Source organism: Ruegeria sp. CDSA241, from assembly GCF_059611265.1.
The window spans coordinates 1-21,697 of the sequence record NZ_JBXWPF010000017.1; the positions used below are offsets into that span (position 1 = coordinate 1).

Sequence of the window (21,697 nt, forward strand, 5' to 3'; positions counted from 1 at the left end):
GTCTTGCCGTGGTCAACGTGGCCAATCGTGCCGATGTTGACGTGCGGCTTATTACGCTCAAACTTTTCCTTTGCCATTCCTCAGGCGCCCTTTTGTGCTTTGGGGGACCCTTGGTCCCGTGGTTACATCTGCGCGCGCGAGATATTGGGTTCAAAGGAGAAAATCAAGCACATCCTGCGGGAAATGCCGTTCTTTAAGCCGGATTTTGCGTTGCTTCACCTGAATCGAGTGGCTGGATCAGTTCGGGACGCCGGTCGAACCAACCGTTTTCCAAATGTTCCTCGGCCAACCATTCTTCGACTCGGTCCGCAACTTTCAGAGCCAGCCCGCTCATTTGCTCTTGTTTCGTCCGTTCATGGCCCGAACCTTTCAGGGCACTGCCGCCGGTTGTGTCTTCCAGCACCTGGAATTGCTTACCTTTGGCAAGAAACTCTTTCTTGTTCACGTCATAAACGTTGACCAGAACAATCGCAGTGCTCTTGGGGTTGTAGATCACCGGAATTCCGGGAGGGGCCAGCATGTAGCCCTCGAGGCTGATGCCGATGTCGTATTCCTGAGCGCCCGTATAGCGCCCAAGGCGGATGTCCACCGCGTTTTGAATGGCAGCAGTCCATTCGTCGGGCGTCGCATCCCGGCTTACCGGCCCCTGCACCGCCTTATCGGCAAAGGCATAGTTTACCCGCAACTTGAATTCGCCCAGCGTCTCAGGCTCTTCGTAAACCTGCGTTTGGGTGCAGGCGCCCATCAGGGCCAATCCGGTGATCAGTGTCAAAATGCGCAACATATCTCGTCTCGATAGGCCTGTTTTTCTTTGATCTAACGCACCGATACGGCTTGTGCCAAGCCGTATCGGCATAAATCCTCTGTGACCGGGCCTGATCAGGAGAATTTAAAATCACGCGGGAAGCCGTATGGCGGCTTTTTCCCGACGCTGGCACGCTTGGCCAGCCATTGCGAAAGATCTGCCTCGTGCCGGGTCTTGTCGCCACCCATGGACCATTTCAGGCCCTCTTCCCAGTTGAAGGTGGTGATATCTGACAGCCCGCCGTCCAATTCCAGCGTCCCCTGCCGCCCGCGCGCCATATTGTATTTCTGCAGGCGAACGCCCTTGCCGCGGGTCATTTCAGGCAGTTCCTCGGTCGGGAAGACCAGAAACTTGCCGTTCTGAGAAACCACTGCAACGTGGTCACCTTCGATCGGCTTACAGATAATCGCTGTTTCGTCGCCTTTGACGTTCAGCACCTGTTTGCCGTTTCGGGTCTGTGCCAGCACATCATCCTCGGGCACGGTGAAGCCGTTACCCGCATCCGAGGCCACCAGCAGCTTGCGCCCCGGCTTGTGGATCAGGATGTCGATTATCTGCGCCTCATTCGGCAGGTCGACCATCAGGCGCAGCGGCTCGCCCATACCCCGACCGCCGGGCAGATTCGCGGCACTGATGGTATAGAATCGACCGTTCGAGGCAAAGACCAGCAGCCGATCGGTGGTTTCCGCATGGAAGATAAACCGTGGCCCATCGCCATCCTTGAATTTCAACTCGCGGTTCAGGTCGATATGGCCGGTCATGGCGCGAATCCAGCCCATCTGAGAGCAGACAACCGTGATCGGTTCGCGGTCGATCATCGCCTCAAGCGGGACCTCTTCGACCTGACCGGCTTCGGCAAACTGGGTGCGCCGCGCGCCGCCCTCATAGTCCTTGCCGAAGGTTTTCTTGGTCTCTTTCAACTGCTCGGCGATACTGGCCCATTGCAGGCTTTCATCGGCTAGCAGATCTTCGAGATTGGCACGTTCCAACATCAGCTCATCGCGTTCGCGAACCAGCTCCATCTCTTCCAGACGACGCAAGCTGCGCAGACGCATGTTGAGAATTGCGTCGACCTGGACCTCGGACAGCTCGCCCTCGCCCGGTTTGGGCGAGACATAGTCGGCCTCATTGGTGGCGCGGACATGGTCGATGCCCCAGTCTTCGCGCATCAGCGCAGCCTTGGGGTCATCGTCATAGCGGATAATGTCGATCACGCGGTCAAGATTCAGGAAGGCAACGATAAAGCCCTCCAACACCTCCAGCCGATGGTCGATCTTGGCCATCCGGTGGCGCGACCGGCGCAGCAGAACCTCTTGCCGGTGATCCAGGAAAGCGCGAAGCACTTCTTTCATCGAGCAGACTTTGGGTGTCACCCCGTCGATCAGCACGTTCATGTTCAGGCTGAATCGCACCTCAAGGTCTGAGTTACGATAAAGCATTCCCATCAGCACCTCGGGGTCTACGTTCTTGGAACGCGGCTCAAGGATCAGGCGAATGTCATCTGCGGATTCGTCACGAACGTCGCCAAGGATCGGGATTTTCTTGGTCTGAATCAGCTCGGCGATCTTTTCGATCAGCTTCGATTTCTGAACCTGATAGGGAATCTCGGTGACGACGATCTGCCACTGACCGCGGCCCAGATCCTCGACCTCGAACTTACAGCGCAGGCGGAATGACCCGCGCCCGGTGCGATAGGCCTGCGCGATATTCGCAGGCGGTTCAACGATTACGCCGCCGGTTGGGAAATCCGGTCCGGGCACGTAGTTCAGAAGCGTATCGTCGCGCGCATCCGGCGTCTTGATCAGATGCAAACAGGCGTCACACAGTTCCGAGATGTTATGTGGCGGGATATTCGTCGCCATGCCCACCGCAATACCGCTGGAGCCATTGGCCAGCAGATTCGGAAATAGCGCGGGCAGAACCACCGGTTCGGTCAGCGTGCCGTCATAGTTGTCACGGAAATCGACAGCATCCTCGTTCAGACCCTCAAGCAGAGCCTCGGCCACGATGGTCATCCGAGCTTCGGTATAACGAGAGGCCGCCGGGTTATCGCCGTCGATATTGCCGAAATTCCCCTGCCCGTCGACCAGCGGATAGCGCACATTAAAATCCTGCGCCAAACGCGCCATCGCGTCATAAATCGCGGCATCGCCGTGCGGGTGATAGTTACCCATCACATCGCCCGAGATTTTCGCCGACTTACGGAACCCGCCCGTTGCACTGAGTCGCAGTTCGCGCATCGCATAGAGGATTCGCCGATGCACCGGCTTCAGACCATCCCGTGCATCGGGCAAGGCCCGGTGCATGATGGTGGACAGCGCATAGGTCAGATAACGTTCACCAATCGCGCGGCGCAGCGGTTCGGCTACTTCGCCCCCGTATCCGGGGGCCACCATATTGGGGTCGTCGATCGTATCATTCATAGATGATGTGATACGACGCAAGGGCGCGCGGGTAAAGCAAGCAAGACATATTTTACTGGGGACAAGTGGCGCTTTTTGCAACAGGGGGAGGCAACCCCCCGATTTCCCCCGTTTTTCGACTTGGGTCGCGAATTATGCTAGGATGTCTGACATTAGTCTGCTGCCTTTTTTTGTTTTGATTGATCGACCGGGGGATGCGCCATGACGCGCCTGATTGTAATGAGTTTCGCTGCACTTGGCTGGTGCTTTTACGTCATGAGTGGCGGGCCTAATTTCGAGCCGCGCGGTGTGCGGTCAGAACAGCCTGTGCGAGTCGCCTCGAAAGCGGCCCCCAAAACCGTAGCACCGTCTCCGGCAAAAGAGCTTGTGACAAATGTCGCTATGCGCTCGCCGGTCGTGCGCGAGCGCCCGATTGATCCCCAGCCAGCAGTCGCAGCGATTGTCGCAGAACCCGCCAGTCTGGACACTTTCAACGCGCTTTCGGTGTTTGACGATCAGACTGCCAGCATCACGCTTGCGTCCCTAGAAGACGGTGTAACTGGCCTGAAGCAAATCACCAAGGACGTGCAGCCTGAACCCGCCGCCCAGCCTGAACCCAGGAAAGATATCCGGGAAATCTCCGGGACCCGCGTGAACATGCGTGACGGCCCTGGAACGATCTACCCGATTGTTGGCAAAGCGCGCATCGGCCAGAAGGTCGAGGTGCTAAGTGACTCGGGCACCGGATGGTTGCGACTGCGCGTGTTGCCGCAGCAACAGGTGGGGTGGATTTCGACCTCTTTGGTCAGAAAAACACCAGACTGACGTGGAGCAATGATTGTTCCCATACTCTGTGCACCCTAGCTTGGGGCTGGTTCAGAATCGGGAAAATCATGCAGAAGACCATTCTAATTACTGGCTGCTCATCGGGCATCGGACTGGATGCGGCGCATGGGATGCGCGCGCGGGGTTGGCGCGTGTTTGCCTCGTGCAAACAACAGCGCGATTGCGACCGGTTGCGGGCGCAGGGGTTTGAAAGCCCGCGCATTGATTATACCGATACGGCCAGCATTTCGTCGGGTTTGAACGAAGTGTTGGAGGCCACCGGAGGCACCCTGGACGCGCTGTTCAACAATGGCGCACATGGCCTGCCCGGCGCGGTCGAGGACCTGCCGACCGAAGGCCTGCGTCAGATTTTCGAGGCGAACTTCTTTGGCTGGCACGAACTGACCAGGCAGGTCATCCCGATTATGCGCAGTCAAGGACACGGGCGAATCGTTCAGAACTCTTCGGTGCTGGGTCTGGTGGCCTATCCGTGGCGCGGCGCCTATGTGGCCACGAAATATGCAATCGAAGGGCTGACGGATACACTGCGCCTGGAACTGGCTGATACGGGGATCAAGGTCATTTTGATCGAACCCGGCCCGATCACATCTAAAATCCGCGAAAACTCAATCCCATTCTTCGAGCGGTTCATCAACTGGCAAAACTCGGCCCTGCGCGAGCGGTATGAGTCCTCTTTGTTGAAAAGACTGTATGAATCGCCGGGGCCGGATCGGTTTGAACTGCCCGCATCAGCGGTTACGACCAAGCTGGCCCACGCCGTAGAATCCAAGCGCCCGCGCCCCCGATACTATGTGACAACACCTACATTTATTGCCGGTTGTTTGCGCCGCATCCTGTCGACACGTGCGATTGACCGCATCCTTGCAGGGGTCTGAGGCGAAATAACCCGTTCGCTTTTGGCACGCACGGGTCTAGATGATAGCCCTAGGCAAACAGAAACGCGGACGGTGTACTCATGGACCTAATGATGGTCATTTTGCTTTTGGCCATGGCGGCGGTTGTCGTCGTATTGGCGCTTGGCATCTCGAATTTTGGCAAAAGCGGCAGGGACGCGGCACTGAAAAGCAACAAGTATATGCGCCTGCGTATCCTGTTTCAGTTCATCGCCGTGATTCTGATCGTGCTTTACGTCTGGCTGCGCGGTCAGGGAGGTCAGTAAATGGTCGTATTGAACAAGATTTACACCCGCACCGGTGATGATGGCAAAACCGCACTCGGCAATGGCGAACGCGTCGCCAAATACTCGGGCCGCGTGACCGCTTATGGCACCGTGGACGAGTTGAACGCCTTTGTCGGCGTCGCCCGGACCGAGGCAGATGGGGATGTCGAAGCTGCACTCGCCCGCATTCAGAATGACCTGTTTGATCTGGGCGCAGATTTCTGTCGTCCCGACATGGAAAAGGATGCCGAAGCAGACTATCCGCCTCTGCGCATCGTGCCCTCGCAGATTGACCGGCTGGAGGTTGAAATCGACGCGATGAACGAAGCCTTGGAACCGCTGCGCAGTTTCATCCTGCCCGGTGGCTCGCGTCTTGCGGCGCATCTGCATGTATGTCGAACCGTATCGCGCCGGGCCGAACGGCTTGCGGTTGAGCTGACCAACATGGAGCCGGTCAACGAAACCGCAGTCAAGTACCTGAACCGTCTGAGCGACTGGTTCTTCGTCGCAGCCCGTTGTGCCAATGAAAACGGAACCCAAGATGTTCTGTGGGTTCCGGGCGCGAACCGCTGAAAGCGGCGTCGCGTCCAGTGGACGCGGCGGCGACCGGAAGGGCGAAGCCCCGGCCCGACGGGCGGGCGCAAACCGATAGCTTCCTGCCTTTTGGGTGGATGTGTGGTGCTTGGTCACGTCAAAAATAGCAAAACGCGACGTCCGTTGCAGATGACGTGACGATTTTGCCCTGTTGCCGCCTGAATTGAATCGCTATTCAAGCCCTCATGAACATTGGTGGAGTCGCGACGCGGCTTGCCGTTTTTTGTGAGGAGCTAGCGCAAAATGAAGGTACTCGTGCCTGTCAAACGCGTGATTGACTATAACGTTAAAGTTCGCGTCAAAGCGGATGGCAGCGGTGTCGATCTCGCCAATGTCAAAATGTCGATGAACCCGTTCGACGAAATTTCTGTCGAAGAGGCAATCCGCCTGAAAGAAGCAGGCAAGGCAGACGAAGTCGTCGTTGTTTCTATCGGCGTAAAACAAGCCCAGGAAACACTGCGCACTGCGCTGGCCATGGGCGCGGACCGTGCCATCCTGGTCGTTGCTGCAGATGATGTCCATCAGGACATAGAACCTCTGGCCGTTGCCAAGATCCTGGCCAAAGTGGTCGAGGAAGAGCAGCCTGGTATCGTTTTGTGCGGCAAGCAGTCTATCGACAACGACATGAATGCAACTGGTCAGATGTTGTCAGCTCTTTTGGGCTGGTCACAAGGCACCTTTGCGTCCGACATCGACATCGACGGCGACAGCGCAAAGATCACCCGCGAAGTCGATGGCGGCATGCAAACCATCAGCGTCAAAATGCCGACAATCGTGACCGTGGACCTGCGCCTGAACGAGCCCCGTTACGCGTCGCTGCCCAATATCATGAAGGCGAAGAAAAAGCCGCTGGACGAGAAAACCGCCGATGATTACGGCGTCGACGTCTCGCCGCGCCTGGAAGTCGTCAAAACCGAAGAACCACAGGCACGTGCCGCTGGCATCATCGTCGGCTCGGTGGACGAGCTCGTCGCGAAACTCAAAGAAGCGGGGGCTGTGTAATGGCTGTTCTTCTTCTCGCCGAAGTCAACAATGGTGAACTGGCGCTGGACGCAACCGCCAAAGCTGTAAACGCAGCTAAGGCACTGGGTGATGTAACCGTTCTGGCCGCAGGCGGTTCCGCTGCTGCTGCCGGTGAAGCTGCCGCCAAGATCACCGGCGTCTCAAAGGTTCTGGTCGCCGAGGACGAATCGCTGGGCCATCGCCTTGCAGAATCCACTGCTGCGCTGATCGTAGGTCTGGCTGATGGTTATGAGCACATCGTTGCCCCCGCCACCACCGATGCCAAGAACGTTATGCCGCGCGTTGCCGCGCTGTTGGACGTCATGGTCATCTCGGACGCGTCCGGTGTCGTCGACGGCTCGACCTTCGAACGCCCGATCTATGCGGGCAACGCGATCCAGACCGTCAAATCTGTGGACGCCAAAAAAGTCGTCACTTTCCGAACCGCAAGTTTTGATGCTGCGGGCGAAGATGGCTCGGCAGCAGTTGAGACCATCTCGGTCGGCGAGAACCCCGGTCTATCGTCCTGGGTCGAAGACAAGGTAGCTACAAGCGACCGCCCCGAGCTGACTTCGGCTGGCGTTGTTGTGTCGGGTGGCCGTGGTGTCGGTTCTGAAGAGGACTTCAAGCTGATCGAAGGTCTCGCTGACAAGCTGGGGGCCGCAGTTGGCGCATCGCGCGCCGCAGTCGACTCGGGCTATGCTCCGAACGATTGGCAGGTGGGTCAGACCGGCAAGGTTGTTGCCCCGGATCTGTATGTCGCTGTCGGCATCTCGGGTGCGATTCAGCATCTGGCAGGTATGAAAGACTCGAAAATCATCGTGGCGATCAACAAAGACGAAGAAGCGCCGATCTTCCAGGTTGCCGATTACGGTCTGGTCGCCGACCTGTTCCAGGCCGTTCCGGAACTGACCGAGAAACTCGGCTGATCAACGGGCTAGACTTTTTCACGAAGAATCTTGCATTGGGCCCGTCATCGGCGGGCCCTTTTCATTGCAGGTTTCTGATCGGACCGACCAAGGCGTCAGCAATCGACCTGTGTGCTGCAGGACCTATCATATATTCCGCCATGGGCTGTTGCAGTGTTCCAAACAGCATATCTTCAAGCTCATCGGACTGCCCCGACACGCTGACCGTCACCTCAACGATCTCGGCGCTGAGAGGGCGCAGGGCCTCGATCATCTGTGGCGTGATCCGAATATCAGCACCGTGCTTGGGCTGATCACTTTCTGCCTCACGCAGGACCTGCAAATTCAACAAGACAACAGGCGCTTCAAGCGCCTCAACAAGCCCCCCAATGCGGTCGATCCAATTCCGTCGCAGCTCTTCTGCGATTACCTCGAACCGCGCATCATTGCGGCCCTGCAACAAAATCATCAGGTGATGTACGAAATGGACATCGGCAAAGTCGATCTCGGGATAGAGAGATTTCAGATCCTCTGTCGGAGCCAGAAAACGGTCGTTGCGTCGGGGATGAACCCGGTAGAATCGATTGGACTGCCCCAATATGTCGCTAAGCTGCACCACGCAGAGCTCTGCTTGGTTCAGTAAACCCCTCAACTCCGTGTCATCGCACAGCGCATCTACGCCGCAAAAAAGGCTTCCGAAATTCAGGCACCGTCTGTCCAACCTCTCTTCGAGAACTGCCGCGAATGGCTGCTCGACGAATCGCCCGAATGTTTCGGTCCCACCTGCGCAGGCCACAAATGACTTCTCCAGCGAACGCATTGGCCCACGAAACCACAATCGTGACTCACCGTATTGGCACACGTCATGCTCGAGTCTTCCCGAGCCAGCTTGATGATAGCTCATATCACTCACCCAATTTTCACCCGGATGCCATCTTGCAGCCGCAAGCCTTGAGAATCTCCTAATGTGCGCATTTGAAGCAAAGTCGAACGGTCTGATCCCCTTGCCGCCCGCCCCGATCTGCCGATAGTGTCATCCTACCCCGTGGCACAGAGGCATCAAAAAATGGATGTAAAATCAGTCGGAGTGATTGGCGCAGGCCAAATGGGCAATGGTATCGCCCACGTACTGGCTTTGGCGGAATATGACGTTCTGCTGAACGACGTTAGCCAGGACGCGCTGAACAGCGCCATGGCGACGATTGAAGGAAATATGGCGCGCCAGGCATCGCGCGGAAAAATTTCGGATGAGGAGATGCAATCCGCGCTGAAACGCATCACGACCACAATGGAGCTGCCACAGCTGGGCCAGACTGACCTGGTGATCGAGGCCGCAACCGAGCGTGAGACCGTCAAACAAGCCATTTTCGAAAGTTTGCTGCCACATCTGCAACCGCATACAATCCTGACGTCAAATACGTCATCTATTTCGATCACACGTTTGGCGAGCCGAACAGACCGGCCCGAACGCTTTATGGGTTTTCACTTCATGAACCCAGTTCCGGTGATGCAACTGGTTGAACTGATCCGGGGCATTGCTACGGATCAACCAACATTTGCTGCCTGTAAGGCCGTTGTAGACCGCCTTGGCAAAACCGCCGCCAGCGCCGAAGATTTCCCGGCTTTCATTGTCAACCGCATCCTGATGCCGATGATCAACGAGGCCGTATACACCCTGTATGAAGGCGTGGGGAATGTTCAGTCGATTGACCAATCGATGAAATTGGGCGCAAACCACCCGATGGGACCACTAGAACTGGCTGACTTTATCGGTCTGGACACCTGTTTGGCCATTATGAACGTGCTGCATGATGGATTGGCCGATACCAAATATCGCCCTTGTCCGCTGTTGACGAAATATGTCGAAGCGGGCTGGCTGGGACGTAAAACGCAGCGTGGTTTTTATGACTATCGGGGCGAGGCGCCAGTGCCGACCCGGTAAAGGCCACCGCCCGGAATTCATCCGGGCGCAGCCACGAGATTGTCCTGATCAGGTGAAATTGCAGGTCAGAGCTTGGTTGCCTGCCCAAGACCCAGCGTGTGCTTTCTGAGCCAAGCCATAAAGCCGCGCGGATCTCGCTCCAGCAGCTGCATATCCTCATCCGAGATCGGTTCTCCGATCACCGGGGATTGCGGTTTGTTGCAGGATCGAACGATCTCGTGCAGCAACAAACCCTGGCGCAGAATCGCAGAAAGTTTGTTGGCGATCTGGTAGGCACGCGAATTCCTGCCAGGGAAAAAGATCGGCAGGACCTGCGCGCCGGATCGACGGATCATTTTGGCCGTGAACACGTTCCACTCACGCTCGATCACCGGCCCGAACCAGTCATCCGAAGACATCACAACGCCTGAAGGGAACAAGGCCACAACGCCCCCGTTTTTCAGATGCTCCATCGCATTGCCGCGCATCTCAAGCATCTTGGCCTGTGCCTCGGGATCGTGCGGGAAGGGCACCGGAATCATGAACGACGTCGCCGCCTCGTCCAAACCTGTCAGAACCGAACGGGTCAAGATCCGATAGTCGCTGCGGACCCTGCCGATCAGCTCTGCCAGAATCATGCCGTCGACCATGCCATGGGGATGGTTGGCTACGACGACCACGGGCCCCGTTTTTGGAATACGCGCGATCTGTTCCTCTGGTGTGGTCAGGTCGATGCCCATTATATTAAGCGCACCTGCCCAGAACCGTTGGCCGCGGAATTGTTCATTCTGCTTCTCGAACTTGTTAACCATACCCAAAATGGTCAACTTACCCGTACACCATTCAATGGTGCGGATCGCTGTTGCAGTCCAAGGGTCGTCGAACGAGTTTGCGTAGGTCAGGGTCTTACGATCATAGATCTCGCCCTGGTCCTTGGTCCCATCCACCACCGGGCCTGTCTTGGTCTCGTGCGTTGTTTCCGCCAATTCCTGGTTATCCCGTTCTTCGTATCACGGCGGGTGCGGTCAGAAACCTTCTCCGAACTTGTCGTTCACCAGAGTCTCCAACGCATCAGCCAACGCCTCAGCATCCGGTCCGGACGTCTCGACGTCAATAGTCGTTCCACGAGACGCTGCCAACATCAAAAGACCCATAATGCTGTCGCCGGATGCGGAAAGCCCGTCTTTCGACACCTCGGCCTGAGCGTCGAACCCTTCTACCAACTCAACCAGCTTGGCCGAGGCGCGGGCATGCAGGCCCTTTTCATTGATAATTTTCAAGCTTCGGGTGGTCATTCTTTATCTGTCCGGTTCTCGTCAAACGTCACATTTTGCGCATTGATATACTTACGTCCAGCTTCCATTGCCTGCCGCACGGCTTCGCCAATCGGCAGGTGGCGGGATTTGGCCAGTTTTATCAACATGGGAAGATTTGCGCCGTAAAGGATACGGCGATCCTGCGGCGCGCAGGCACGCAGGCTGAGATTCGAGGGGCTTCCGCCAAACAGATCGGTCACGACGACAACACCGTCACCAACATCAACACTGTCGGCGGCCGCACAGATTTCCGATTGCTTCGCTTCGCGATCATGATCGGCCTCGATCGAGATCGCGGCCAGGCCGGGCTGATTGCCGACCACATGCTGCATCGCGGCCAAATATTCTTTGGCCAGCCCACCATGTGCTACGAGTACGATCCCGATCAATCCGGCCTCACATTCAACGATCGTCTTTCCATTTCGCGATGCCTAATTGCCACTTGCTGCCCCCCCTCTGCAAGGGCCTTTGCAACCGCTTCGGCCATTGCAACCGATCTGTGTTGCCCTCCGGTACAGCCAAAGGCCACGGACAGGTAGGCTTTGCCCTCGGCCCGGTAGGCGGGCAACAACAAAGTCAGCAGGTCAACCACCCTTTCGAAGAAAGGCGCATAGTTCGCGTCGGTTTGAATATAGCTCGCCACATCCGAATTGCGACCATCTTCGGCCCGAAGCTCGGGACGCCAGTACGGGTTGGTGAGAAAACGGCAGTCAAAGACCATATCCAATCCGCGAGGCAAACCACGCTTATAGGAAAATGATTCGATGGTTACCGCCAGATGCCGCCCACCCTGAGGTGCAAACCAACGCTCTACCTCTTCGCGCAGTTGGTGAACATTCAGTGGCGTGGTGTCGATCAACGTATCTGCAAGTTCACGAATTGGGGCCAGCGACTCTTTTTCCTGGCGCACGCCGGTTTCAGGGCTGGCATCCGCAGACACCGGGTGACGTCTGCGGGTTTCCGAATACCGGCGCAGCAGGACTTCATCGCTGCAATCGAGATAAAGCGTGGTCAGGTCAACCTGTTCCATCCACCGAAGCTTAGCCAGCAATTCGATGACGCCAATCGTGGAAAAATCGCGGTTGCGCGCATCAATACCAAGCGCCATGGGACGGTCGGTTTTTGGCCCGTCTAATAGACGCAGCAAAAGACCCATGGGAAGGTTGTCGATGGCCTCGAACCCCAGATCCTCTAAGACACGGATTGCGGTGGACCGGCCTGCGCCGGATGGGCCGGTGACAAGTACGATGCGTCTTTGGGTCGTCATTGATTGGGCCATTCCGGGTCTGCGCACCCGTTTTTCATCAGTAGCAAGAGCGCTGCTGGTAAATTGGAGACGCCAGCGCCCCGAAGCAAGGGAACAGTTTGCCTCAGGATAAGAATTGAACGGGGTTCTGGCAGGCGCTCGGGTTCTTCTTGCGCCATGTCCACCACAAAGCCAACCGGCACCGGCCCAACCGAGACTGCCCGCAACAGGCCAAGACCTCTTGCCTCGATCAGTCCACCGATATTTGGAGCCGCCTCTGCCAGGGCGAGATTGCCATCCATATACAACCGAACCCGATCGTCCGCGACCAGATCGGCCCCCAACGCCATCATCTGCAAAGACAGCGCTGACTTCCCGGTGCCCGAAGGCCCCACGATCAAAACAGCACGGTCTGCTACCGCGACGCAAGAGGCGTGAACGATGGCAGTATCTTTGTGTTCAACAGAGGAGAGTGCGGACGTGCTCACCGCGTCAAACCGGCAGGCCCACGACGAATCGCGCGCCCTGAGGGTCTGATGTTATGTCCGCTTCGGTCGGGCGGATATTCTCGGCCCAAATCACCCCGCCATGCGCCTCGACAATCTGTTTCGAGATCGCCAGACCCAACCCCGAGTTATTGCCGAAATGCTCAACGGGACGTTGGGAATAGAACCGTTTGAACACTTTGGTCAGGGCCTGCTCGGGGATGCCTGGGCCAGTGTCTTCAACAACAACCAGAACCCGATCCTCGCGCCGGCGTACCCACACACGTATGGCATCGCTTTCTTCGCAGAAGGAAATCGCATTGGTGATCAGGTTTACGAACACCTGCGCCAATCGCGCCTCAAGCCCGGTCACGGTGATTGGTTCGGGCGGCAGATCAGTGATGTAATCGATTCCCTTGGCGCGCGCATCCTCGCCCAGATACTGACCGAGGTTTCCGATCAGGTTCAACAAATCAAATGGCTGCTCTTCCTCCTTGACCAGTTCGGCATCCAGGCGCGAGGCGTTCGAAATGTCGCTGACCAGACGATCCAGCCGACGGACATCATGTTCGATCACACCCATCAGCTTATCGCGCTGGTCGTCTCTTTTAACCATGCGCAACGTGCCCACAGCAGATTGAAGGCTGGCTAGGGGGTTTTTGATCTCATGCGCCACATCTGCCGCGAATTGTTCGTTTGCATCAATCCGGTTGTACAGCGCTGTAACCATGCCGCGCAAAGCTCGGCTGAGTCGTCCAATTTCGTCCGGTCGCGCGCTCAGATCGGGGATGCGGATGCGGCCCGGGTTGACCCCCGCACCGCGGTCTTTGCCCATCTCGGCGGCGGATGCCAGGTCGGCCAATGGGTTGGCGATGGTCGATGCTAGGACAAGGCTCAATCCGACTGACACCAAAAGCGCCACGACGAACATGCGCAGGATCCGCTCTTGATCACGGCGGGCCAATGCGTCGATTTCTCCGGCGGGACCGGCCATGGCAACCGCGCCAACGGGCTTTCCATCCAGTTGGATCGGGGCCGCAGCAACGATAACCGTTTCGCCTGCGTCATCCTGAACCGCCTGAACCTGAATATGTCCGGTCAGCGCCTGTGGAATGATGGCCTGAACGCGTTGGGCCAAGGTTGGCGCTTCGCTGGTTTCATCTTGTTTGAACACTTTGGACAGCCCGGTCCAGACCGCGTTCAAGGCATCACTGATCAGTGTGCTTCCAGTCTGCGCATCAGCTTCTGAGCGCAGCATGACCGGCATCTCTGAGACCGCAGGCGCGCCGCGCGTCCAACCAATCAGCGTCCCACGAGCATCGTAAACAAAGACTTCACCGCCGACCGGCAGGCTGAGACCAGCCAACGTATCTTTGACATCCAGGATGGCCGCGTCGCGGGTAATGCCAGTCACATTCTGTCGCAGCTGGGTTTCAAATACGTTGCTGACCAACTGCGCATCACCAACCAAGTTCCGGGCGGTCTGCTGCACCTGTTCTTCTCGCGAATTATCCAGATATAGCAATCCGGTGACCAGAATCACCAATGCAATCATGTTGAATGTGATGATCTTGCGCGCCAGAGGCGAGCCCCGCAGAGAAAACAGATTGCGGCGGCCGCGTGTGGCCCTGAGTTCGGCGGAATCGTCGCTCTGGGGGATGACCCAGTCATCCCCAAGAACGACGTCACCGTCGCGTAACTCGTTTTCTTGCTCAGTATCGCGCACGAGACCCAGTAACCCCTTAACTTAGGCCACGCTTATTCTTCGTTGTACCGATACCCAATACCATACAACGTTTCGATGGCCGAAAACTCCGGATCAGCAGCGCGCATCTTTTTGCGCAGACGCTTGATGTGGCTGTCGATCGTGCGGTCATCTACATAGACCTGATCGTCATAGGCAACATCCATCAGCTGATCGCGGCTTTTGACAAATCCCGGACGCTGCGCCAAGGCCTGCAGCAGCAGGAACTCGGTCACTGTCAAAGAGACATCCGATCCCTTCCAGCTCACCGCGTGGCGCAAGGGGTCCATCCGCAATTCGCCTCGTTCCATCACCTTGGCGTCGCCTGTGTTGGCAGCCACGGGATCACCCGAGGTCGCTTCCTGACGGCGCAGCAAGGCCCGTATCCGTTCTACTAGCAACCGTTGCGAAAAGGGCTTTTTGACATAATCATCAGCACCCATACGCAAACCCAGAACTTCGTCGATCTCGTCATCTTTCGAAGTCAGAAAGATCACCGGCATCTGGGTCTTCTGCCGCAGTCGCTGCAGCAAATCCATGCCATCCATACGCGGCATCTTGATATCCAGCACTGCCATATCGGGCAGCTTCTTGTTAAACGCATCCAGAGCAGCCTGCCCGTCGTTATACGTTTCTACCTCGAAACCCTCGGCTTCGAGCGTCATGGATACGGACGTCAGAATGTTCCTGTCGTCATCCACCAGTGCAATCTTTGACATCGGGTTAACCCCTATTCCTGCTCTCATACGAAACAATTCGCTTATTTGTAGGGCATTTTTGTCGTTTTTATGGCCGCGAATCAATCACCATCTACGAATCGTGCGATTGTTGTCACACACATGCGGCAAAAAAGCCGTTAATGGTCTTCGAAAAGTGTCTGTATTTCCGGCAGAAAAAACATGGTGGCGCTAAACCTGAACTTGGTTGCGCTAACTGCGCCAAACCGTCCTGTTCACGCCCTAAACGACCATGATAAGACCCGCCCAATCGCCGGTTTTCCCGGTACACTGCCCCAAGAGCGCACCTTGGCCAATCTGCCGCCGCGCCGCCACAGGAGAAGACACACATGACATCTGGACGGGTGAACCCGCAATTCCGCCTCGAAGATCAGGGCATCGAGGGTCTGGGCAATGTCTATTACAACTTCATGGAACCGGCACTGATTGAAGAAGCCCTCAAGCGGGGTGAAGGTACACTTGGCAATGGCGGAGCTTTTCTTGTCAGTACCGGCAAGTTCACTGGCCGTTCTCCCAAGGACAAACATGTTGTCCGCACCGACAGTGTCGCCGATTCGATCTGGTGGGAAAACAACGCCGAGATGAGCCCTGAGGGTTTCGAAACGCTTTATGCCGATATGATCGAGCACATGAAGGGTCGTGACTATTTTGTGCAGGACCTGGTCGGCGGCGCCGACCCCGCTTATTCGATCAACGTGCGCATGGTCACCGAACTGGCATGGCATAATCTGTTCATCCGTCACTTGCTGCGCCGCCCGGATCGTGAAGACCTGGATGAGTTCATCGCGGATTTCACAATCATCAACTGTCCCAGCTTCCAGGCTGATCCGGCCAAGCACAACTGCCGTAGCGAGACAGTGATCGCACTGAACTTCGACCGCAAATTGATTCTGATCGGCGGCACAGAATATGCCGGTGAAAACAAGAAATCCGTCTTCACCCTACTGAATTACATGCTGCCTGAAAAAGGCGTGATGCCGATGCATTGCTCGGCGAACCACGCGGTCGGTAACCCCGTAGATACCGCGGTCTTCTTTGGCCTCTCGGGAACTGGCAAGACCACCCTGTCCGCTGATCCGGCCCGCACCTTGATTGGCGATGACGAACATGGATGGTCAGACCGTGGCACTTTCAACTTCGAGGGCGGGTGCTATGCCAAGACGATCAACCTGAACGCCGAGGCCGAACCCGAGATCTATGCAACCACCAGCAAATTCGGCACCGTGATCGAGAATATGGTTTTCGATCCCGAGACCAAGGAGCTGGATTTCGAAGATGACTCGCTGACCGCAAACATGCGTTGCGCCTATCCGCTCGAGTATATCTCCAATGCCTCGAAAAGCGCGTTGGGCGGGCATCCGAAGAACATCATCATGCTGACTTGTGACGCGTTTGGTGTTCTGCCCCCGATTGCGCGGCTGACCCCCGCTCAGGCGATGTACCACTTCCTGTCGGGCTTCACCTCGAAGGTTGCTGGCACAGAGCGCGGCGTGACCGAGCCCCAACCCACATTCTCGACATGCTTTGGCGCGCCGTTCATGCCGCGTCGCCCAGAAGTCTATGGCAACCTGCTGCGCGACAAGATCGCCCAGCACGGCGCGACCTGCTGGCTGGTGAATACCGGCTGGACTGGCGGCGCCTATGGCGTTGGCAGCCGGATGCCGATCCGTGCGACCCGCGGTTTGCTGACTGCCGCTCTGGATGGATCGCTTCGGGATGCGGAATTCCGCAAGGATGCGAATTTTGGCTTTGATGTGCCGGTTTCCGTCCCTGGTGTCGCCGAAGTTCTGCTGGATCCGCGTCGCACCTGGGACGACCAGGCCGCCTTCGATAAACAGGCTGAGAAGCTGGTTCAGATGTTTGCTGAAAACTTTGAGCAGTATCTGCCTTTCATCGACGAAGACATCAAAGCCGTAGCAATCGGTTAATGTTGCAAAAGGGGGGGCAAACCTCTCCCCTTTTTTTCGGACAGCACATCTGTTGGCAATCGTCCTTATACGTCTAACGTAAGGTGTCCTTACAAATTCGTTGCCCGATTTGCCGGTTTAAGCTATCCAATGATGTCATTAAGACAAATTCGCCCGACGCAATCGCGCCGGGCGTTGTTTAAAAATACCTTGGGTAACTCAGCCGCGCACTCACATTCGCGAATTGAGAAACCTAATCAGATAGCAAGTGTATGCCAATGGGGATGAGTGTCAATATGAGACTTTCTGAACATTCAGATTTCAGTTCGTCTCATACCGCTGCTTTGTCGCAGCGCGTGACATGGGAAACGACAGGTAACGAAATGACTGAAATCTTGAAACTGACCGAACTGCGCAAACTGATGCAAAGCATGGAGCGCACGTTGGGGCTGGAACAACTCTCACCGGTAGAGCGCGATATCTATTACGCCGCCGAAGAACTGTCCAAAGCTGACCAGGAAGTTCGGACATTTGGGTTGATTGAACACACGCTTGTGCAAAGCGTCTCGCGCCCGACCTTTTTTCGTGCGCTGAAGTCGCTGGTGCAGAAGGGGTATTTGTCACAAAGCGGTAGCGCGAACCGTGGACGGTATGTTGTGCATGCGCCTAAGTAATAAAGCGTTTGATCTGCGCATTGCTGGCTGACCGCCGTGCGCAGATGGGCCTCTGAAACGTTCTTTGCCTCACTGGCCTACGTAATTGCCTCGTTCCTTACGTTCGAGGTTCTGATGCCACTGCAGAACGTATTCTTCCCCGAATATCCCAGCAAGGCCAGCCTGCTGTTTCTCCCGCATGGTGTGCGTGTGCTCTCTGCTTGGTTGTTGGGGTGGCGGGCGATTTTTGCGCTCTTGCCCGGTGTCTTTCTTGTCTTTGCCTTTCTCGGCGGAAGCGACGTCTTCCTGCCCAACCGTCTGGCCGCCATAGCAATCGCCGTCACAACCGTTCCTGCTGTATTTTACCTATGCAAATGGGTCGGCTTCGATCTGTTTCCCCACCCGGACCGCAAACCATGCTGGTCCTGCGTGATGGGGGTCGGGATCGTCACGTCAGTATTGGTGTCCGTACTGACCAACCTGGCTTTTGGCAGCGGTGGGCTGGAATATATCGCCTTCCTGATCGGCGATATCTCGGGCCTGTTCTTTCTGATGCTGGGGCTCTATTTCACGCTGCGCGCGATAGATCGGCGTGCCTAGCCCATCAGCCCGCGTCGCAACAGGTTCAGCCCTGCGATAAGCAGCACGAACAGGGTGATCTTGCGAAACAGCGCCTGATCTATGCGCGCCTGCAGTTGCAACCCCACCCACATGCCCGCCAGCCCCGGCAGCACCAGAGCAGCCGAGAACGGAGCGGTTTCGGCGCGGAAAATCCCGGAGCCCATATGCGCGAACAGCAACGCCAGCGCCCCCAAACCATAGATGACCCCCTGCACACGCATCTGCACCGCTTTCGGGGTGTTTAAGGCGGTCAGATAAGCCACGGTTGGTGGTCCCCAAATTCCAGACATCCCCCCGACAAAGCCTGCAACCGCAGCGATCATGCCCTCTATTCGGGCAGATGGGCTGGCCAATTTCAGACGCAGCCCCAATACCTGGATCAATGCAAAGACTGTCACCGGGATGCCAATCATCAACAAAAAAGTTGATGCTGGCACTGCGCTGACCAACTGAGCACCAATCAGCAGAAACACCAACCCGACAACCAGAAATACACGGAACTGACGGATCGAGGACACGGCGGCCGGAACACCCCCGCGCAATGCCTGCACCCCATTTGTCACCAGGGTTGGCAGGATAAGCCCCGCGATCGCCATATCCGGCGAAAGGAACATGCTCAGCCCAGAGATCAGAACCATTGGCATGGCGAACCCGACCATGCCTTTGACCCAACCGGCAATGAAGGCAACCCCACAGGCCAGCAGCAGTTCTTGGGCAGAGAGCATAGAAAACAACGTCATGTCCCCCTGATATCACTCCTGACAGGTGCTGCACTGCAAAAATGATCAAGCAACTTTAGAACTTTTTAGTCGCATAATTCGTATTTTTGTTGCGCTGCACGTGCAGCATGATATGACCAGACGACTTTAGGAGAGAGCTGATTCATGGCCCATGACGGACAGGATATGACCCAGATGATTGCATCCGCGATTTTGCCCGAGCTTCTGACGCTGACACGTGCGGCTCTGCCGGCTGTGGACACCGTATTCGAACGCGCCCGCGAGTCGGTCCGCGCGATGGTGACAGAAGATGGTCGCGTGTCCGGCGCTCTGATCGAGGCCAATCAGACCGCCGCTCATGGGTTGGCATGGCTGGCGACATACAACCAGTCGCTGCAGCAAATGCAACGCTGGGCCGATGCTTTGGAGGCAGAAGGCAAATTCGGCGAGATCGAGCAGCTGCTGCACCAAATCGCCTTTGGTGAATACCTGCATCAGGTCGCGGGCGGCATCCCAATGAACCAGGGTGAGATTTTGCGTCTTCAGGACATGGGTCTGGGCTGGGACGCGCTGTCCGGTTTCCAATGCGCTGAAGTTCAGACACTGATGGCACAGGCCAATTCACAGGCTGCACGCAGTCGCTTGGTTGAACTGATGGAAGAACAGGCCGGTGCCACGATGTTCGGAACGTCGGGCCTGGACGAAGAACTGGAAATGATCCGCGACCAGTTCCGCCGCTATGCCCAGGAAAAAGTCGAACCAAACGCCCATGATTGGCACCTCAAGGATGAGCTGATCCCGATGGAAATCATCGAGGAACTTGCCGAGATGGGTGTATTTGGCCTGACCATCCCCGAAGAGTTCGGAGGGTTTGGCCTTTCCAAGGCCTCGATGTGCGTGGTGTCCGAAGAATTGTCGCGCGGCTATATCGGCGTCGGATCGCTGGGCACCCGGTCCGAGATCGCGGCCGAGCTGATCATTGCCGGTGGAACGGATGAGCAAAAAGCGCAGTGGCTGCCCAAGATCGCCAGCGCCGAGATACTGCCGACAGCAGTTTTCACTGAACCCAACACAGGCTCTGATCTGGGCAGCTTGCGCGCCCGAGCAGTCAAGAATACCGAAGGTGATTACGAGATCACCGGCAACAAGACCTGGATCACCCATGCGGCCCGGACCCATGTGATGACTTTGCTGGCGCGCACCAACTCTGACACTTCCGATCATCGCGGCCTGTCGATGTTCCTGGCGGAAAAGACGCCCGGCACGGACGACAACCCCTTCCCCACCCCTGGCATGACCGGTGGCGAGATCGAAGTTCTGGGTTATCGCGGGATGAAAGAATACGAGCTGGGCTTTGATGGCTTCAAGGTCAAGGGTGAGAACCTACTGGGCGGCGAAGAAGGCAAAGGCTTTAAGCAGCTCATGGAAACCTTCGAATCCGCCCGCATCCAGACCGCAGCCCGCGCCATCGGTGTGGCCCAAAGCGCGCTGGACATCGCCATGCAATATGCGCAGGACCGCAAACAGTTCGGCAAGTCGCTGATCAACTTCCCCCGCGTGTCCGGCAAGCTGGCGATGATGGCGGTCGAGATCATGATCGCTCGACAGCTGACCTATTTCTCGGCTTGGGAAAAAGACAACGGTCATCGCTGCGATCTTGAGGCCGGGATGGCCAAGCTGCTGGGCGCCCGCGTGGCCTGGGCTGCTGCCGATAACGGCCTGCAGATCCACGGCGGCAACGGCTTTGCACTGGAATACAAGATCAGTCGCGTGCTGTGTGACGCACGTATTCTCAATATTTTTGAAGGGGCTGCCGAAATTCAGGCACAGGTGATCGCGCGGCGTTTGCTGAGCTAACCTGTAACGGCAACCCTGTTTCCCCGACTTGACCCGGCGCGCGCGCCGGGTCTTTTTTTGCCCAAACTACTGCAGCCCTCAGTTCCTCGAAATCCTACCCTTACCTTCCCTGCTGTCTACGTTCAGCCATGACCAGCCACGGCAGAAACTTCCCCCTATCGCAGCGCCGATATTCCCGGTAGATCAGCGTGCGATCACGAACCAGCGGCGAACCACATGACCCGATCCATTCTTGCCCTTCTGGCCACGCTTGCGGCCTTGGCCCTTGCTGGCTGTGCCACCACCTCTCAGCCGACAGCAACGCAGAACGACATAGACGAACTGGCGTTGGCCATCCGTTCCATGGGTCCCGCGGTTGATCCAGCCGAGGCACAGAAGGCGGCCAACATTGCCTATACCTATTCGCAGCGTCTGGCCCGAGAATGGCAGGTCACCGACCCGGCCATCATCCACAACGCCAAGGTCATTAACGGATTTCGTGAGCGCGGCCTGTGCAACGACTGGGCCGAAGCGATGACCAGCCGTTTAAGGGCCGAAAACTTCCGCACCCTGGAAATGCACTGGGCTACATCACCGCCAACGCCGCTGAGGATCATCCACCATTCCGCAGTGATCAGCGCAAAGGGCGACACGATGTTCGAAGGTATCATCCTTGACCCATGGCGCAACAGTGGCGCGCTGACATGGGCGCCAACGCGCGAAGATACGCGATACAACTGGCGTACCCGCATGGAGGTGCGCACCGCTTTGCTAAACGGAGAGCAACCCTACTGAG

The 21,697-nt window shown here is 56.9% G+C and carries 24 protein-coding genes; 13 read left to right on the plus strand and 11 right to left on the minus strand.

Features of this window, described 5'->3' with window-relative positions; all coding sequences use genetic code 11:
• Nucleotides 1-197, plus strand: a 197-nt coding sequence (locus AC2FJV_RS15155; protein WP_271951280.1) for a hypothetical protein, incomplete at its 5' end; no start/stop codon positions are given.
• Here the strand turns inward: AC2FJV_RS15155 and AC2FJV_RS15160 are convergent.
• Complete coding sequence (locus tag AC2FJV_RS15160; RefSeq protein WP_496690305.1) at nucleotides 194-784, minus strand: hypothetical protein; 591 nt, start codon at nucleotides 782-784, stop codon at nucleotides 194-196. The two genes, AC2FJV_RS15155 and AC2FJV_RS15160, sit on opposite strands and share 4 nt — an antisense overlap.
• A 95-nt stretch (nucleotides 785-879) precedes the next feature.
• A complete protein-coding gene (locus tag AC2FJV_RS15165; protein ID WP_496714023.1) occupies nucleotides 880-3,228 on the minus strand; it encodes a DNA topoisomerase IV subunit A in 2,349 nt (782 codons plus the stop codon).
• Between the two features lie 201 nt (nucleotides 3,229-3,429).
• Between AC2FJV_RS15165 and AC2FJV_RS15170 the strand changes: the two genes are divergently transcribed.
• The 6 genes from AC2FJV_RS15170 (at nucleotide 3,430) to AC2FJV_RS15195 (ending at nucleotide 7,737) form a co-directional block, all read left to right on the plus strand.
• Nucleotides 3,430-4,032, plus strand: a complete 603-nt coding sequence (locus AC2FJV_RS15170) for an SH3 domain-containing protein (protein ID WP_246097307.1) — start codon at nucleotides 3,430-3,432, stop codon at nucleotides 4,030-4,032.
• Nucleotides 4,033-4,100: 68 nt separating this feature from the next.
• Complete coding sequence (locus tag AC2FJV_RS15175) at nucleotides 4,101-4,928, plus strand: SDR family NAD(P)-dependent oxidoreductase (RefSeq protein WP_281995884.1); 828 nt, start codon at nucleotides 4,101-4,103, stop codon at nucleotides 4,926-4,928.
• A gap of 80 nt (nucleotides 4,929-5,008) precedes the next feature.
• On the plus strand, nucleotides 5,009-5,212 hold the full coding sequence (locus AC2FJV_RS15180) for a twin transmembrane helix small protein (RefSeq protein ID WP_142639289.1): 204 nt from the start codon (nucleotides 5,009-5,011) through the stop codon (nucleotides 5,210-5,212).
• Nucleotides 5,213-5,785, plus strand: a complete 573-nt coding sequence (locus AC2FJV_RS15185) for a cob(I)yrinic acid a,c-diamide adenosyltransferase (RefSeq protein ID WP_142639287.1) — start codon at nucleotides 5,213-5,215, stop codon at nucleotides 5,783-5,785.
• A 264-nt stretch (nucleotides 5,786-6,049) separates the two neighbouring features.
• Nucleotides 6,050-6,808, plus strand: coding sequence for an electron transfer flavoprotein subunit beta/FixA family protein (locus tag AC2FJV_RS15190; RefSeq protein WP_496690308.1), 759 nt, complete (start codon nucleotides 6,050-6,052; stop codon nucleotides 6,806-6,808).
• On the plus strand, nucleotides 6,808-7,737 hold the full coding sequence (locus tag AC2FJV_RS15195) for an electron transfer flavoprotein subunit alpha/FixB family protein (protein WP_142639283.1): 930 nt from the start codon (nucleotides 6,808-6,810) through the stop codon (nucleotides 7,735-7,737). The genes AC2FJV_RS15190 and AC2FJV_RS15195 overlap by 1 nt, the downstream gene beginning before the upstream one ends.
• Nucleotides 7,738-7,798: 61 nt before the next feature.
• On the opposite strand, the gene AC2FJV_RS15200 is transcribed toward AC2FJV_RS15195, so the two are convergent.
• The gene (locus tag AC2FJV_RS15200; RefSeq protein ID WP_246097305.1) at nucleotides 7,799-8,620 is read right to left on the minus strand and encodes a DUF6473 family protein; all 822 of its coding nucleotides are present in this window, start codon (nucleotides 8,618-8,620) and stop codon (nucleotides 7,799-7,801) included.
• A gap of 162 nt (nucleotides 8,621-8,782) precedes the next feature.
• Here AC2FJV_RS15200 and AC2FJV_RS15205 point away from each other — a divergent pair, with 162 nt between their 5' ends.
• On the plus strand, nucleotides 8,783-9,658 hold the full coding sequence (locus AC2FJV_RS15205; protein WP_142639281.1) for a 3-hydroxybutyryl-CoA dehydrogenase: 876 nt from the start codon (nucleotides 8,783-8,785) through the stop codon (nucleotides 9,656-9,658).
• 65 nt (nucleotides 9,659-9,723) lie between these two features.
• Here the strand turns inward: AC2FJV_RS15205 and AC2FJV_RS15210 are convergent, their stop codons facing one another.
• From AC2FJV_RS15210 to AC2FJV_RS15240, 7 genes are read right to left on the minus strand one after another with little or no spacing between them, the layout of a single operon-like run.
• Nucleotides 9,724-10,623 carry a lysophospholipid acyltransferase family protein gene (locus tag AC2FJV_RS15210; protein WP_271951305.1) on the minus strand — a complete coding sequence of 300 codons (900 nt, stop codon included), beginning with the start codon at nucleotides 10,621-10,623 and terminating at the stop codon, nucleotides 9,724-9,726.
• 39 nt (nucleotides 10,624-10,662) lie between these two features.
• Entirely contained in the window at nucleotides 10,663-10,932 is a 270-nt protein-coding gene (locus AC2FJV_RS15215; RefSeq protein WP_142639277.1) for an HPr family phosphocarrier protein, read from the minus strand.
• Nucleotides 10,929-11,342, minus strand: coding sequence for a PTS sugar transporter subunit IIA (locus AC2FJV_RS15220; RefSeq protein ID WP_142639275.1), 414 nt, complete (start codon nucleotides 11,340-11,342; stop codon nucleotides 10,929-10,931). Before AC2FJV_RS15220 ends, AC2FJV_RS15215 begins: the two co-directional genes overlap by 4 nt.
• The gene (gene rapZ / locus AC2FJV_RS15225) at nucleotides 11,339-12,232 is read right to left on the minus strand and encodes an RNase adapter RapZ (RefSeq protein ID WP_271951311.1); all 894 of its coding nucleotides are present in this window, start codon (nucleotides 12,230-12,232) and stop codon (nucleotides 11,339-11,341) included. Before rapZ ends, AC2FJV_RS15220 begins: the two co-directional genes overlap by 4 nt.
• A complete protein-coding gene (locus AC2FJV_RS15230; RefSeq protein ID WP_496690309.1) occupies nucleotides 12,217-12,687 on the minus strand; it encodes an HPr kinase/phosphorylase in 471 nt (156 codons plus the stop codon). Before AC2FJV_RS15230 ends, rapZ begins: the two co-directional genes overlap by 16 nt.
• Nucleotides 12,688-12,691: 4 nt before the next feature.
• A complete protein-coding gene (locus tag AC2FJV_RS15235; RefSeq protein WP_496690310.1) occupies nucleotides 12,692-14,410 on the minus strand; it encodes a sensor histidine kinase in 1,719 nt (572 codons plus the stop codon).
• A gap of 32 nt (nucleotides 14,411-14,442) precedes the next feature.
• Nucleotides 14,443-15,147 carry a response regulator transcription factor gene (locus tag AC2FJV_RS15240; protein WP_142639269.1) on the minus strand — a complete coding sequence of 235 codons (705 nt, stop codon included), beginning with the start codon at nucleotides 15,145-15,147 and terminating at the stop codon, nucleotides 14,443-14,445.
• Between the two features lie 347 nt (nucleotides 15,148-15,494).
• On the opposite strand from AC2FJV_RS15240, the gene AC2FJV_RS15245 reads away from it, so the two are divergent.
• The 3 genes from AC2FJV_RS15245 to AC2FJV_RS15255 all read left to right on the plus strand — a co-directional run bounded on the left by AC2FJV_RS15245 (nucleotide 15,495) and on the right by AC2FJV_RS15255 (nucleotide 18,325).
• On the plus strand, nucleotides 15,495-17,093 hold the full coding sequence (locus tag AC2FJV_RS15245; RefSeq protein WP_142639267.1) for a phosphoenolpyruvate carboxykinase: 1,599 nt from the start codon (nucleotides 15,495-15,497) through the stop codon (nucleotides 17,091-17,093).
• 275 nt (nucleotides 17,094-17,368) lie between these two features.
• Nucleotides 17,369-17,746, plus strand: coding sequence for a hypothetical protein (locus tag AC2FJV_RS15250; protein WP_246097302.1), 378 nt, complete (start codon nucleotides 17,369-17,371; stop codon nucleotides 17,744-17,746).
• Nucleotides 17,747-17,782: 36 nt separating this feature from the next.
• A complete protein-coding gene (locus AC2FJV_RS15255) occupies nucleotides 17,783-18,325 on the plus strand; it encodes a hypothetical protein (protein WP_271951321.1) in 543 nt (180 codons plus the stop codon).
• Here the strand turns inward: AC2FJV_RS15255 and AC2FJV_RS15260 are convergent.
• On the minus strand, nucleotides 18,322-19,086 hold the full coding sequence (locus tag AC2FJV_RS15260) for a sulfite exporter TauE/SafE family protein (RefSeq protein ID WP_496694498.1): 765 nt from the start codon (nucleotides 19,084-19,086) through the stop codon (nucleotides 18,322-18,324). The genes AC2FJV_RS15255 and AC2FJV_RS15260 overlap by 4 nt on opposite strands.
• Nucleotides 19,087-19,230: 144 nt before the next feature.
• On the opposite strand from AC2FJV_RS15260, the gene AC2FJV_RS15265 reads away from it, so the two are divergent.
• A complete protein-coding gene (locus AC2FJV_RS15265; RefSeq protein WP_496694499.1) occupies nucleotides 19,231-20,922 on the plus strand; it encodes an acyl-CoA dehydrogenase family protein in 1,692 nt (563 codons plus the stop codon).
• Nucleotides 20,923-21,138: 216 nt separating this feature from the next.
• Nucleotides 21,139-21,696 carry a hypothetical protein gene (locus AC2FJV_RS15270; RefSeq protein WP_142639261.1) on the plus strand — a complete coding sequence of 186 codons (558 nt, stop codon included), beginning with the start codon at nucleotides 21,139-21,141 and terminating at the stop codon, nucleotides 21,694-21,696.
• The last annotated feature ends 1 nt before the right edge of the window (nucleotide 21,697 follow it).

What these genes read in the sequence shown, in the direction of transcription:
- AC2FJV_RS15265 (WP_496694499.1), top strand. Translation starts at nt 19,231, where the DNA reads ATGGCCCATGACGGACAGGATATGACCCAGATGATTGCATCCGCGATT.
- AC2FJV_RS15260 (WP_496694498.1), bottom strand. Translation starts at nt 19,086, where the DNA reads ATGACGTTGTTTTCTATGCTCTCTGCCCAAGAACTGCTGCTGGCCTGT.
- AC2FJV_RS15190 (WP_496690308.1), top strand. Translation starts at nt 6,050, where the DNA reads ATGAAGGTACTCGTGCCTGTCAAACGCGTGATTGACTATAACGTTAAA.
- AC2FJV_RS15240 (WP_142639269.1), bottom strand. Translation starts at nt 15,147, where the DNA reads ATGTCAAAGATTGCACTGGTGGATGACGACAGGAACATTCTGACGTCC.
- AC2FJV_RS15205 (WP_142639281.1), top strand. Translation starts at nt 8,783, where the DNA reads ATGGATGTAAAATCAGTCGGAGTGATTGGCGCAGGCCAAATGGGCAAT.
- rapZ (WP_271951311.1), bottom strand. Translation starts at nt 12,232, where the DNA reads ATGGCCCAATCAATGACGACCCAAAGACGCATCGTACTTGTCACCGGC.
- AC2FJV_RS15215 (WP_142639277.1), bottom strand. Translation starts at nt 10,932, where the DNA reads ATGACCACCCGAAGCTTGAAAATTATCAATGAAAAGGGCCTGCATGCC.
- AC2FJV_RS15160 (WP_496690305.1), bottom strand. Translation starts at nt 784, where the DNA reads ATGTTGCGCATTTTGACACTGATCACCGGATTGGCCCTGATGGGCGCC.
- AC2FJV_RS15250 (WP_246097302.1), top strand. Translation starts at nt 17,369, where the DNA reads ATGAGACTTTCTGAACATTCAGATTTCAGTTCGTCTCATACCGCTGCT.
- AC2FJV_RS15180 (WP_142639289.1), top strand. Translation starts at nt 5,009, where the DNA reads ATGGACCTAATGATGGTCATTTTGCTTTTGGCCATGGCGGCGGTTGTC.
- AC2FJV_RS15185 (WP_142639287.1), top strand. Translation starts at nt 5,213, where the DNA reads ATGGTCGTATTGAACAAGATTTACACCCGCACCGGTGATGATGGCAAA.
- AC2FJV_RS15270 (WP_142639261.1), top strand. Translation starts at nt 21,139, where the DNA reads ATGACCCGATCCATTCTTGCCCTTCTGGCCACGCTTGCGGCCTTGGCC.
- AC2FJV_RS15200 (WP_246097305.1), bottom strand. Translation starts at nt 8,620, where the DNA reads ATGAGCTATCATCAAGCTGGCTCGGGAAGACTCGAGCATGACGTGTGC.
- AC2FJV_RS15175 (WP_281995884.1), top strand. Translation starts at nt 4,101, where the DNA reads ATGCAGAAGACCATTCTAATTACTGGCTGCTCATCGGGCATCGGACTG.
- AC2FJV_RS15165 (WP_496714023.1), bottom strand. Translation starts at nt 3,228, where the DNA reads ATGAATGATACGATCGACGACCCCAATATGGTGGCCCCCGGATACGGG.
- AC2FJV_RS15170 (WP_246097307.1), top strand. Translation starts at nt 3,430, where the DNA reads ATGACGCGCCTGATTGTAATGAGTTTCGCTGCACTTGGCTGGTGCTTT.
- AC2FJV_RS15245 (WP_142639267.1), top strand. Translation starts at nt 15,495, where the DNA reads ATGACATCTGGACGGGTGAACCCGCAATTCCGCCTCGAAGATCAGGGC.
- AC2FJV_RS15195 (WP_142639283.1), top strand. Translation starts at nt 6,808, where the DNA reads ATGGCTGTTCTTCTTCTCGCCGAAGTCAACAATGGTGAACTGGCGCTG.